We start from the raw sequence: 12,569 nt of genomic DNA on the forward strand, positions 1-12,569 counted from the left end.
CCTTTTAGGGTTTTCGCTTCCGCGCTTTCCCTTTCCGGCGGTTCCGACTTTATCAGAAGTTCCGCGCCGGTCTGACCGGCAACTTGTTTTCCGATTCATCGGGAGCTTCTGTGGCATCGACGTTCACCGATGTGCTGAGAAGCTGTCAGATACTCACCGTCGCCGACCGGGAGACCCAGTTCTAGGCAACTGTTCGAATCTACCGCCCCGATCGCTCCGTGTCAACGGACCTCCTGAGGCGAACAAGAGACTAACAGCTCGGGAGGGCCGTCTGCACATCAGGCGGCCAGGGGCACCGAGGCGCTCCGTTCCGAGGCGTCGACGTCGCCCGTTCCGCCCGCGCGGACCGCTCGGCCGCCCAGGACGAAGACGTAGCCGAGGAAGGCGGCCTCGGCCACCACCCCGATGCCGATCCGGGCCCAGGTCGGCAGGCCTGACGGGGTCACGAAGCCCTCGATCGCACCGGAGACGAAGAGGACCAGGGCCAGTCCGATGGCCATGCCGACGGCGGCTCGGCCCTCCTCGGCGAGAGCCGTGCGCCGGGTGCGCGGGCCTGGGTCGATGAGCGTCCAGCCGAGACGGAGCCCGGTACCCGCGGCGACGAAGACCGCGGTCAGCTCCAGCAGGCCGTGCGGGAGCACCAGGCCGAGGAAGGTGTCGAGGCGGCCGGCCGAGGACATCAGGCCGAAGCCGATGCCGAGGTTGAGCATGTTCTGGAAGAGCACCCAGAGGACGGGGAGGCCGAGGAAGACCCCCAGGATCAGGCACTGGGCCGCCGCCCAGGCGTTGTTCGTCCAGACCTGGGCGGCGAAGGAGGTCGCGGGATGGCTGGAGTAGTACGTCTCGTACTGGCCGCCGGGGCGGGTGAGCGCGCGCAGCTCGCTCGGGGCGGCGATGCCCGCCTGGACCTCCGGGTGGGTGCCGATCCACCACCCCAGGAGCGCCGCGACCAGGGTCGACAGCAGCGCGGTCGGGATCCACCAGCGGCGCGAGCGGTAGACGGCGGCCGGGAATCCCTCGGTGAGGAAGCGGGTCACGTCCCGCCAGGAGGCCCGCCGGGTACCCGTCACCGCGTTGCGCGCGCGGGCCACGAGGCGGCTGAGGCGTCCGGTCAGCTGCGGGTCGGGGGCGCTGGACTGGATCAGCGAGAGATGGGTGGCCGTGCGCTGGTAGAGGATGACGAGCTCGTCCGCCTCCGCCCCGTTGAGCCGGCGTTGCCGCCCGAGGAGCGTTTCGAGCCGGTCCCACTCGGCCCGGTGGGCGGTGACGAATACGTCGAGGTCCATCGGTCTGCCTGCTCCTCGGCTGCTCGTCGGGGCCCATCTCTGCTGCCAGCTTGTCTTACTGACGCACAATGTGTCCTCAGCTTGGCAGACTGGCCGTTCTCGGGGCGGCCCAGGGGAAGGACCATGACGTGAGTGAGCTGGTGACGGGCGAGGCGGTGGCTCTGGAGCTGCGCCCGGCGAAGCTGCCCAGCAGGGGGCTCGCGGTCGTGCTCGACCTGACCCTCGCCGTGGTCGTGTACATCATCCTGAGCATCGGCCTGTTCGCCGCCACCTCGTCGCTGGACGAGGCGGCGCAGACCGCCGTGACGATCGCGGGCTTCGTGCTGATCCTGGTGGGGGCGCCGATCGCCGTCGAGACCCTCACCCACGGGCGGTCGCTCGGCAAGATGGCGTGCGGGCTGCGCGTCGTACGGGACGACGGCGGACCGATCCGGTTCCGGCACGCGCTGGTCCGGGGCGGCATCGGCGTGGTGGAGATCCTGATGACGTTCGGCGTCGTCGCCTGTGTCGCCTCCCTGGTCTCGGCGCGCGGGCGGCGGCTCGGGGACGTCTTCGCGGGGACCCTCGTGGTCCGGGAGCGGGTGCCGGTCGCGCCCGCCGGGTTCCTGCCGCCGCCCCCGCCCTGGCTCGCCGGGCGCTTCTCTGGCCTCGACCTGTCGGCCGTCCCGGACGGGCTCTGGCTCGCCGTGCGCCAGTACCTGACGCGGATGCACCAGCTCGACCCGCAGGTCGGCCGGGGCATGGCGGAGCGGCTCGCCGCCGACCTGGTCGCCCGCACCGGCACGCCCGTCCCGTCCGACGTCCAGCCGGCCGCGTATCTGGCGGCCGTGCTCCAGGAGCGGCAGGCGCGCGAGGTGCGGCGGACGTTCGCGAACGGTCCCGCGGCGCCGGGTGGACCGGTCGGTGCGACGCCTCCGTACGGCGCCCCCCGTCAGTCCCCCGCGCCCGCCGTCCCCGCGGTGGCTCCGGCCTACGCTCCCCCGGCCTCCTGGACCCCCGGCTCGGGTCCCGCGCCGCAGCAGGCTCCGGTCGGACACCCCGTCGCCGCGCCCCCGGCGCCGCCCGCGACCGAGGCCGGTCCCGGCAGGTCCACCGGTTTCGCGCCGCCCGCGTAGACGGGGGCCGTCAGGCGAAGGCCGACGGCGGTGTCTCCAGGTCCTCCAGCTCGACGCCCGGCGCCGCGAGCACCACGTCACCGGCGAGGTGGACGGTGTGCCGCTCGCCGGTGTCCAGGGCTGTGACCTGGTATTCGTCCACGGTCAGCGGGCCGTTGTCAGTGGCGTGTGCTTCGCTGTTCACCAAGGCCCAGGACTGGTCCACGGTGCGGGGCGCCAGGACGGGGTCGGTGAAGGCGACCAGGCGTACGCGGGTGGCGGAGGCGGAGGGGGTGAGGCGCAGCAGACGTGCGGTGGCGACGAGGAACGCGGGGGATGTGCCGGTGAAGGCGTGGGCGCGCACGGTGCCTTCGGTGGCCTCGGTGCCCGCGGGGTCGGTGCGGACCCAGGTGACGCCGTCGAGGGCGGCGCCGCGCACCTGCCAGCTCGCGGCGTGCAGTTCGAGCCGGATGGGGCGGCCCAGTTCGTCGAGGGCGAGGTCGACGGAGCCGCGGTGATCGCCTGTGGGGGTGGTCAGTTGGGATACGTAGCGCCAGCCGGAAGGGCCGGGGGCGCAGTGGAAGTGCTCGTCCGCCAGGGGGGTGTGATCGTGCGGATCGTGGAGCGAATAACGGCCGCGGGGCATGGGGGTCCTGGGTCTTGACGGGGTGGTCCGCCGCGGCGGCCGGTCGGTGACGGGCGGCGGTCCGGGAGTCAGGCCCCCGGCACGGGGGTGCGGGGGCCTGACCCGGGACTGTCGAGGACGCGCACGGGCCTGCCGGTACGGGAGGTCCCGGGGCCGCACGCCCGCTCGTGGGGTCAGGTGCCGGGACGGCCCGGGAGCGCCGCGGGCGCTCGTCGGCGCCGTCGGCACCTGACCGCCGGTCGGAACCGGCGCCGTCCGAAGCGGGCCGGTCCGAACCGACCCGCCCCCGGTCCGGTCAGTAGCGGTAGTGGTCCGACTTGTACGGGCCGTCGACCTCGACGCCGATGTACGACGCCTGCTCCGGGCGGAGGGTCGTCAGCTTCACGCCGAGCGAGGCGAGGTGCAGCCGGGCGACCTTCTCGTCGAGGTGCTTGGGCAGCACGTAGACGTCGGTCGGGTAGGCGTCGGGCTTGGTGAACAGCTCGATCTGGGCCAGGGTCTGGTCCGCGAACGAGTTGGACATCACGAACGACGGGTGGCCGGTGGCGTTGCCCAGGTTCAGCAGGCGGCCCTCGGACAGGACGATGATCACCTTGCCGTCGGCGAAGGTCCAGGTGTGGACCTGCGGCTTGACCTCGTCCTTGACGATGCCGGGGATCTTGGCGAGACCGGCCATGTCGATCTCGTTGTCGAAGTGGCCGATGTTGCCGACGATCGCCTGGTGCTTCATCTTGGCCATGTCCGAGGCCATGATGATGTCCTTGTTGCCCGTCGTGGTGACGAAGATGTCGGCCTTGTCGACGACCTCGTCGAGGGTCGTGACCTGGTAGCCGTCCATCGCCGCCTGGAGGGCGCAGATCGGGTCGATCTCGGTGACGATGACGCGGGCGCCCTGGCCGCGCAGGGACTCCGCGCAGCCCTTGCCGACGTCGCCGTAGCCGCAGACGACGGCGGTCTTGCCGCCGATGAGGACGTCGGTGGCGCGGTTGATGCCGTCGATCAGGGAGTGGCGACAGCCGTACTTGTTGTCGAACTTCGACTTGGTGACGGCGTCGTTGACGTTGATCGCCGGGAAGAGCAGCGAGCCCTCGCGGTGCATCTCGTAGAGGCGGTGGACGCCGGTGGTGGTCTCCTCGGTGACGCCGCGGATCTCGGACGCCAGCTGGGTCCACTTCTGCGAGCCGTCGGTGATGGTGCGGTTGAGGAGTTCGAGGATGACGCGGTGCTCGTCGGACTCGGCGGTGTCCGGCGAGGGGACCTTGCCGTCCTTCTCGAACTGGACGCCCTGGTGGACCAGGAGGGTGGCGTCGCCGCCGTCGTCCAGGATCATGTTCGGGCCGCCGGTGGGGCTGTCCGGCCAGGTCAGCGCCTGCTCGGTGCACCACCAGTACTCGTCGAGCGTCTCGCCCTTCCAGGCGAAGACCGGGACGCCCTTGGGGTCCTCGGGGGTGCCCTCGGGGCCGACGGCGATGGCGGCGGCCGCGTGGTCCTGGGTGGAGAAGATGTTGCAGGACGCCCAGCGGACCTGAGCGCCGAGGGCGACCAGGGTCTCGATGAGAACGGCGGTCTGCACCGTCATGTGCAGGGAGCCGGTGACGCGGGCGCCGGCCAGGGGCTGCGTCTCGGCGTACTCCTTGCGGATCGCCATCAGGCCGGGCATCTCGTGCTCGGCGAGGGTGATCTCCTTGCGGCCGAAGGCGGCCAGGGAGAGGTCGGCGACCTTGAAGTCCTGTCGGCTGTCGACAGTCGTCATGGGGAGCTGCTCCTCGGGGTTGGGGCGAGGTGGGTACGGCTGGTCTGCGCGGCGGCGGGCACAGGGGTGCCCGAAGGAGGGCACAGGCATGCCCGCGTACGCGCAGCGCAGTCCGTCGGAGGCCCTCTCTCCCTCGGCCGGTCCCCGGTGGGACCGCCCGACCGCCATCAGCAGCGACGTCTGGCTCCGTCCCAAGCTACACCGGGCACGGCGGGCGCCCCCAGTCCGCCTCCGATCCGGTGCCGTGATCAGGACAACGGACGGGGCGGCGGCGGGGCCGGGAGGTCAGTGCCCGGCGGGGTGGGCGTCCGGGCCGCCGGGGGTGGCCTCGCGGTCGGCGCCCTTGGCGGCCTCGGCCTCGCTGTAGATGTCCGGTTCCAGGTAGATGACGCGGGCGATCGGGACGGAGGCGCGGATGCGGGCCTCGGCGGCGTTGATCGCGGCGGCGACCTCGGCGGCGGTGTCGTCGTGCTGGACGGCGATCTTCGCGGCGACCAGGAGTTCCTCGGGGCCGAGGTGCAGGGTGCGCATGTGGATGACGCCGGTGACCGTGTCGCCGTCGACGACGGCGGCCTCGATCTTCCTGACCTCCTCGGTGCCCGCGGCCTCGCCGAGGAGCAGGGACTTGGTCTCGGCGGCGAGGACGAGGGCGATCAGGACGAGGAGGACACCGATGAGGAGGGTGCCGATGCCGTCCCAGACGCCGTCGCCGGTGAGGAGGGCGAGACCGACGCCGCCGAGGGCGAGGACCAGGCCGATGAGGGCGCCGAAGTCCTCCAGGAGGACGACGGGCAGCTCGGGCGCCTTGGCGCGGCGGATGAACTGGGACCAGGAGAGGCTGCCGCGGAGCTGGTTGGACTCCTTGATGGCGGTGCGGAAGGAGAAGCCCTCGGCGATGATCGCGAAGAGGAGCACGCCGACCGGCCAGTACCAGTGCTCGATCTCGTGCGGGTGCTTGATCTTCTCGTAGCCCTCGTAGACGGCGAACATGCCGCCGACGGAGAAGAGGACGATGGAGACGAGGAAGGCGTAGATGTAGCGCTCGCGGCCGTAGCCGAAGGGGTGTTGCGGGGTGGCCTCGCGCTGGGCCTTCTTGCCGCCGACCAGGAGCAGGAACTGGTTGCCCGAGTCGGCGACCGAGTGGACCCCCTCGGCGAGCATCGACGACGAGCCGCTGAACGCGAACGCCACGAACTTCGATACCGCGATCGCGAGGTTGGCGCCGAGTGCCGCCATGATCGCCCTGGTGCCGCCTGACGCGCTCATGTGTCCGCGTTGTCCCTTCACCCTCGTACGCCCGACGGCCAGGTCTTCCGGCCGTCCTGGCGCTTTGCCCGGCCTTTGCCGGTGGGCCATTCTTGCAGTCCGGCCGGGCGGTGGTGCGTCGGTGTCCACAACCCCGGTGCGATCAACCGATCAGACGACCACGGTGGCGCGGAAGACGGTGCCCGCGCCGGAGACCTCGGCCCGCTCCCCCGCCGGGACGAACACGGACTGTCCGGGCGTCAGTTCGTGCTCGCCCGCGCGGACGGTGCCGCCGGTGCAGAGCAGGATCTGCGGGGTGCCGAGCGTGAGGTCGTGGGCCGCGGCGCCCTCGGGCAGGACGAACCGGGAGAGCCGGAACTCGTCGATCGGGGTCGCGTAGACCTCCTCGCCGTCCGGGGTCGCCTCGGGGCGCAGCACACCCGCGTCACCGGCCTCGAAGCGGACGACGCGCAGGAGTTCGGGGACGTCGACGTGCTTGGGGGTCAGTCCGCAGCGCAGCACGTTGTCGGAGTTGGCCATGATCTCGACGCCGAGGCCGTTGAGGTAGGCGTGCGGGATGCCCGCGCCGAGGAACAGGGCCTCGCCCGGCTGGAGCCGGACGTGGTTGAGGAGCAGCGCGGCGATGACGCCGGGGTCGCCCGGGTAGTGGTGGGCGATGTCCGCGTAGGGGGCGTAGTCGCCGCCGAGGCGGGCGCAGGCGGCCGCCGTCTCGGTGACGGTGCGGCGCATCTCGTCGGGGTCGGCGGTGAGGACCGCGGTGAGGACCTCGCGCAGGGCGGCGTCCTCGGGGTGGGCGCGCAGCAGGTCGACGTACGGCTTGAGGGAGTCGACTCCGAGCCCGGCCAGCAGGTCGGCGGTCGCGGCGGGGTCGCGGAAGCCGCAGAGGCCGTCGAACTCGGTGAGCGCGCAGATGAGTTCGGGCTTGTGGTTGGCGTCCTTGTAGTTGCGGTGCGGGGCGTCGGCCGGGATGCCGCGCCGTTCCTCGTCGGCGTAGCCCGCCCTGGCCTGCTCCAGGTCGGGGTGGACCTGGAGGGAGAGCGGGGCTCCGGCGGCGAGGAGCTTGAGCAGGAAGGGCAGCCGGGGGCCGAACTTCGCGGCGGCGGGGCCGAGTTCCCGCTCCGGGTCGGCGTCGATGACCTCGACGAGGGTGCCGCGTCCGGTGCGCGAGGGGGCGCCGGGGTGGGCGCCCATCCACATCTCCGCCTGCGGTTCGCCGCTGGGCTCGGTGCCGAGCAGCGCGGGAAGGGCGGTGGTGGAACCCCAGGCGTAGGGGCGGACGGTGTTGTCGAGGCGGTCCATGCGGTTCTCTCTGCCGTTCTCGGGGCGGGGCTGCGGGTGACGCGTTCTGCCGTTCGTACGGTGGTCAGGGCGTCGCCGTCAAGATCAGGCCCCGGAGGCGAGCGCCAGGTAAACGGCGGCGAAATCGGTGATGGCGATCAGTTCGGCGAGGGTCTCCAGCTCGCCGCCGGGCTGCGGCTCCAGCTCGCTGATCGGCGTGTCGTGGCTGAGGGCCAGGTCACGGGCGGCGGGGGCGGCGGTGAGGCCGCCGGTGGGACGGTCGCGCAGGAGCACCACGCGTGCGTGCAGCGCGGGGGCCTGCTCGACGCGGTCGCGGAAGAAGTCGTCCGGGTCGGCGCCCGCGGCGAGCCGTCCGGCCAGCAGGGTGCTGTGGGCGACGAGGGCCTCGGGGAGTTCGGCGACGACCGCGGGGGTGCCGGAGAGTTCGGCGAGGGAGGCGGCGAAGCGGCGGCCCGCGGGTCCGGCGGAGACGCCCTCGGTCCAGACCACGGGCAGCGATTCGGCGAGTTCGGCGGCGAGCGTCTTGGCGGGGTTGCTGTACGTCGCGACGGCCGGGCCGCAGCGTTCGGCGACCTCGTCGAGGCGGTCGGCGACCGCGTCCAGGGCGTCCGGCGGCGCGGTGAGCACGCCGGTGCGGTCCAGGAGGGCGAGCAGCGGGGTGAGCAGCGCCCACAGGACGCCGGGGGCGGAGGCGGTGACCTCGGTGGCGTCCTCGCCGTCCTCCTGCTCGTAGGGGGCGGTCGCCATCGGCACGAAGAGGCCGTGGGCGCCCGCGACGGACTCGCTGAGGGGGGTGCGGCCGGGGGCGACGGCGACGACGGAGCAGCCGCGCCGGTAGGCGGCGTCGGCGAGCAGGGAGAGGCCCGGTTCGGAGCCGTCGGGGGTGGCGATGAGCAGCAGGTCGACGGAGCCCGCCCAGCCCGGCAGCTCCCAGCGCAGGGCGCCCGCGGCCGGGGCGACGCCGGTGGGGGCGAGGCGGATGACGGGGCTGCCCGCGCCCGCGAGGGTGCCGAGCAGGTCGGCGACGCAGGTGGCGGCGGCGCCGGGGCCCGCGATCAGGACGGCGCGGGGGCGGCCCTCCGGTTCGAGGGCGGAGATACCGGCCTCGACGGCGTTGCGGGCGGCGGTGCGGACCCGGGCGCCGGCCTCGGCGGCGCCGCGCAGCAGGCCGCGGCGGTCGGCCGCCGAGAGCGCCTCGGGGGTGTCGAGCAGCGATTCGTCGAGCATGTGCGGCAGCCTCCGGGCGCCGTGCGGGCGGGGCGGGTCGTGCGGGACGGCGGGCCGGGCGCGGTCACGCCGGGCGGCGGGCCTCGTCGACCAGGAGGACCGGGATGCCGTCGCGCACGGGGTACGCGAGGCCGCAGTCCTGGCCGGTGCAGATCAGCTCGGTGTCTTCCTCCCTGAGCGGCGCGTGGCACGCGGGGCAGGCGAGGATCTCCAGGAGGCCGGCTTCGAGCGGCATGGTTCTTCCCTTCGGAGCTGGGGCGGATGTGCCTGGTCAGGGTACCGCCGCGAGGGGGCCGCGGGCGGGTCGAGGGAGGGTGTGCCCGGCGGACGGCGACGGGGGCCCGCCGGGGTGCCTGCTGCCTGCTGCCCCGGGGCCCGCCCGAGCGCCGGGACGCTGCCACGGCGGGGACCCACCGAGCAGGCAGGGGCGCTGCCGCAGCAGGAACCCACCAAGGCGCTAGAAAGCGACCCCGGGGCGGAGACCCGCCTGGCGCCGGGAAGCAGCCAGCGATCCGCCCCGACCGCCGGGAAGCCCCCCAGCAGCCGAGCATGCCTTGCCGCCGGGGCCCGGAGTCGTCGCGCCGGGTCCGGCAGAGGCATTCGGCCGGGCCGATCAGCCGCGCCGACTCCCACGAGGCGGTCACCCACATCAGGTCCACCCATGCCGGTCAGCCGCGCCCGGCCCCGCCGGGGTCGGGCAGCCGGGCCTGCCGACCCCCGCGCGTCAGCCGCGCCGGCCGCTCCCCTCGCGTCAGCCGCGGATGAGGGCCAGTGCCTCGTCGCGCACCCTGGTCATCGTCGCCTCGTCCCGGGCCTCGGCGTTCAGGCGGAGGAGGGGTTCGGTGTTGGAGGGGCGGACGTTGAACCACCAGTCGGCGGCGGAGACGGTGAGGCCGTCGAGTTCGTCGAGGATGACGCCGTCGGCGCCCTGGTAGGCGGCCTTGATCGCGGCGAGGCGGCCGGTCTGGTCGTCGACGGTGGAGTTGATCTCGCCGGAGCCGACGTAGCGGTCGTACTCGGCGACGAGGGCCGAGAGCGGGCCGTCCTGGCCGCCGAGGGCCGCGAGGACGTGCAGCGCGGCGAGCATGCCGGTGTCGGCGTTCCAGAAGTCCTTGAAGTAGTAGTGCGCGGAGTGCTCGCCGCCGAAGATGGCGCCCGCGCGGGCCATCTCGGCCTTGATGAAGGAGTGGCCGACGCGGGTGCGGACGGGGGTGCCGCCGTGCTCCTTCACCACCTCGGGGACCGACCAGGAGGTGATCAGGTTGTGGATGACCACGCCGTGGCCGCCGTTGCGGGCGAGTTCGCGGGCGGCCACCAGGGCGGTGACGGCCGACGGGGAGACGGGGTCGCCGTGTTCGTCGACGACGAAGCAGCGGTCCGCGTCGCCGTCGAAGGCGATGCCGAGGTCGGCGCCCTCCTCGCGGACGCGCCGCTGGAGGTCGACGATGTTGGCCGGGTCGAGCGGGTTGGCCTCGTGGTTGGGGAAGGTGCCGTCCAGCTCGAAGTACATCGGGACGACGGTCAGCGGGAGGCCGGCGAAGACGGTGGGGACGGTGTGGCCGCCCATGCCGTTGCCCGCGTCGACCACGACCTTCAGGTGGCGGACGGAGGTCAGGTCCACGAGCGAGCGGAGGTGGGCCGCGTAGTCCTCCAACGTGTCCCGGTGGCCGATGGTTCCCGCGGTCGCGGCGGGTTCGGGGGCGCCCGTGTCGCTCCACCGCTCGGCGAGTTCGCGGATCTGGACCAGGCCGGTGTCCTGGCCGACCGGCGCGGCGCCCGCCCGGCACATCTTGATGCCGTTGTAGCGGGCGGGGTTGTGCGAGGCGGTGAACATCGCGCCGGGCAGGTCGAGCGCGCCGGAGGCGTAGTAGAGCTGGTCGGTGGAGCAGAGGCCGATCTCGGTGACGTCGGCGCCCCGGGCGGCGGCCCCGCGCGCGAAGGCGCGTGACAGACCGGGCGACGAGGGCCGCATGTCGTGCCCGGTGACGATCGCGGAGGCGCCGGTGACCTCGACGAAGGCCGCCCCGAACAGTGCGGCGAGGGGCTCGTCCCACTGGTCGGGGACGACCCCGCGCACGTCGTACGCCTTCACGATCTGCGTGAGATCAGCAGCCACGGCCAGCCCTTCCTACGTCCTGTGGGTCGCCTCAAACTACCCGGCCCGGATGGCCGTGCGCTGTGCGGAGGCCCGGCGCGCTCACAGGGTCGGCGCGCGGCGGCTCAGGGCAGCATCCAGCCGAGCACCGGGGTGCTCTGGCCGACCACGATCAGGCACATCACCAGCAGCAGGCCCACGCTCCACGGCAGCACCTTGCGCAGCACGTCCCCCTCGCGTCCGGCCAGGCCGACGGCCGCGCAGGCGATGGTGAGGTTCTGCGGGGAGATCATCTTGCCGAGGACGCCGCCGCTGCTGTTGGCGGCGGCGAGGAGCGCGGGCGACAGGCCGGACTCGCGGGCGGCGGTCACCTGGAGGGCGCCGAACAGGGCGTTGGCGGAGGTGTCGGAGCCGGAGACGGCCACGCCGAACCAGCCGAGCACCGGGGAGAGGAAGGCGAGTCCGGCACCGGCGGCGGCCACGAAGTAGCCGATGGTCGCGGCCTGTCCGGAGAGGTTCATGACGTAGGCGAGGGCGAGCACGGAGGTGACGGTGAGGATCGCGAACCTCAACTCGCGCACGGTGGCCAGCCATTCGGTGAGCGCCACGCGTGCGTGCACGCCGAGCACGGCGGCCGCGCCCACCCCGGCGATCAGCACCAGGGTGCCGCCGGTGGAGACGACCGGCCAGCTGAAGACGTTGCCGCCGACCCGGTCGCCGTGGGCGTCCACGACGTCGAGGAAGGGCCAGTCGAAGGTGCGGGTGGCGCGGGCCAGCGTGTCCTTCACGGCGGGGATCTGGGCGAGGGAGAAGACCGCCACGATGAGCGCGTACGGGGCGTAGGCGCGCAGCACTTCGGGGCGCGGGTCGCGCTCGTCCAGTTCCTCGCTGCGGGTGCCGGTGAGCACGGAGGCGCGGACCTCCTCGGTGGCGGGCACGCGCGTGTGCGGGACGGCGACCAGGGCGGCCGCGCCCACCAGGGAGGCGGCGATGTCGGCGAGTTGGGCGGAGAGGTAGTTGGAGGCGGCGAACTGGGCGGCGGCGAAGGCGACTCCGCACACGAGCGCGGGCACCCAGGTCTCGCGCAGTCCGCGCCGACCGTCCACCAGGCCGACCAGGACGAGGGGCACCACCAGGGCCAGCAGCGGGGTCTGACGGCCCACCACGGAGGCGACGGTGTCCAGGGGCAGCCCGGTCACCTGGGCGAGGGTGACGACCGGGGTGCCCATGGCGCCGAAGGCGACCGGCGCGGTGTTGGCGACCAGGGAGACGACGGCCGCGCGCACCGGGTCGAAGCCGAGGGCGACGAGCATGACCGAGCAGATCGCGACGGGGGCGCCGAACCCGGCGAGGGCCTCCAGGAGGGCGCCGAAGCAGAAGGCGACGACGAGCGCCTGGATGCGGGGGTCGTCGGAGAGGCGTCCGAAGGAGCGGCGCAGGACGTCGAAGTGGCGGGTGCGGACGGTCATCCGGTACACCCACAGGGCGTTGACGACGATCCAGAGGATGGGGAAGAGGCCGAAGACGGCGCCCTGGACGGCGCTGGAGAGGGTCTGGTCCAGTGGCATGCGGTAGGCGAGGCAGGCGACCAGAACGGCCGCCAGGAGGCCACTGAGGCCCGCGAGATGGGCTTTCACGCGGAGGCCGCCGAGCAGGACCAGGACGATCACCAGGGGCAGCGCGGCGACGAGGGCGGAGAGGCCCAGCGAGTGGGCGACGGGTGCCAGGTGCTGGACGTACACGGGCGCCTCCCCGGTCCGGTTCCATGATGCGGAAAGGCGATGTCACGATTCCGCTCAGGGAATGGTCGTGTCCGCGACAAGAACGCGTCAATGGTCGTGCACCGACGAACGGGAACCGTGACGTGAGCCGTGACGAGAACGGCGGCGGGACCGCGAGGAAA

10 protein-coding genes are annotated in these 12,569 nt (G+C 73.1%); 1 reads left to right on the forward strand and 9 read right to left on the reverse strand.

All coding sequences use genetic code 11. From position 1 onward, the window contains the following. Positions 1-278: 278 nt before the first annotated feature. Complete coding sequence (locus GA0115242_RS10140; protein WP_093826791.1) at positions 279-1,286, reverse strand: stage II sporulation protein M; 1,008 nt, start codon at positions 1,284-1,286, stop codon at positions 279-281. A gap of 128 nt (positions 1,287-1,414) precedes the next feature. On the opposite strand from GA0115242_RS10140, the gene GA0115242_RS10145 reads away from it, so the two are divergent. Beyond that, the gene (locus GA0115242_RS10145; RefSeq protein WP_093826794.1) at positions 1,415-2,401 is read left to right on the forward strand and encodes an RDD family protein; all 987 of its coding nucleotides are present in this window, start codon (positions 1,415-1,417) and stop codon (positions 2,399-2,401) included. Between the two features lie 10 nt (positions 2,402-2,411). Here the strand turns inward: GA0115242_RS10145 and GA0115242_RS10150 are convergent, their stop codons facing one another. From GA0115242_RS10150 to GA0115242_RS10185, 8 genes are all read right to left on the reverse strand, one after another. After that, entirely contained in the window at positions 2,412-3,026 is a 615-nt protein-coding gene (locus GA0115242_RS10150) for a hypothetical protein (RefSeq protein WP_093826796.1), read from the reverse strand. 295 nt (positions 3,027-3,321) lie between these two features. After that, positions 3,322-4,779 (reverse strand): adenosylhomocysteinase, encoded by a 1,458-nt coding sequence (gene ahcY, locus GA0115242_RS10155; protein ID WP_093826798.1) that lies wholly within the window; start codon positions 4,777-4,779, stop codon positions 3,322-3,324. A gap of 285 nt (positions 4,780-5,064) precedes the next feature. Then, positions 5,065-6,045: a cation diffusion facilitator family transporter gene (locus tag GA0115242_RS10160; protein ID WP_093826800.1), complete on the reverse strand. Its 981-nt coding sequence runs from the start codon at positions 6,043-6,045 to the stop codon at positions 5,065-5,067. Positions 6,046-6,195: 150 nt separating this feature from the next. Beyond that, entirely contained in the window at positions 6,196-7,344 is a 1,149-nt protein-coding gene (manA, locus tag GA0115242_RS10165) for a mannose-6-phosphate isomerase, class I (protein WP_093826803.1), read from the reverse strand. Positions 7,345-7,428: 84 nt separating this feature from the next. Further along, the gene (locus tag GA0115242_RS10170; RefSeq protein ID WP_093826804.1) at positions 7,429-8,571 is read right to left on the reverse strand and encodes an SIS domain-containing protein; all 1,143 of its coding nucleotides are present in this window, start codon (positions 8,569-8,571) and stop codon (positions 7,429-7,431) included. Between the two features lie 64 nt (positions 8,572-8,635). Next, positions 8,636-8,806 carry a Trm112 family protein gene (locus GA0115242_RS10175; protein ID WP_093826806.1) on the reverse strand — a complete coding sequence of 57 codons (171 nt, stop codon included), beginning with the start codon at positions 8,804-8,806 and terminating at the stop codon, positions 8,636-8,638. A gap of 516 nt (positions 8,807-9,322) precedes the next feature. Next, positions 9,323-10,687 (reverse strand): phosphomannomutase/phosphoglucomutase, encoded by a 1,365-nt coding sequence (locus tag GA0115242_RS10180; RefSeq protein WP_093826808.1) that lies wholly within the window; start codon positions 10,685-10,687, stop codon positions 9,323-9,325. Positions 10,688-10,791: 104 nt separating this feature from the next. After that, positions 10,792-12,408, reverse strand: a complete 1,617-nt coding sequence (locus tag GA0115242_RS10185) for an L-lactate permease (RefSeq protein ID WP_093826810.1) — start codon at positions 12,406-12,408, stop codon at positions 10,792-10,794. Positions 12,409-12,569: the final 161 nt, after the last annotated feature.

Origin of the sequence: Streptomyces sp. SolWspMP-5a-2 (genome assembly GCF_900091845.1) — a bacterium.
Taxonomy (GTDB): domain Bacteria; phylum Actinomycetota; class Actinomycetes; order Streptomycetales; family Streptomycetaceae; genus Streptomyces; species Streptomyces doudnae.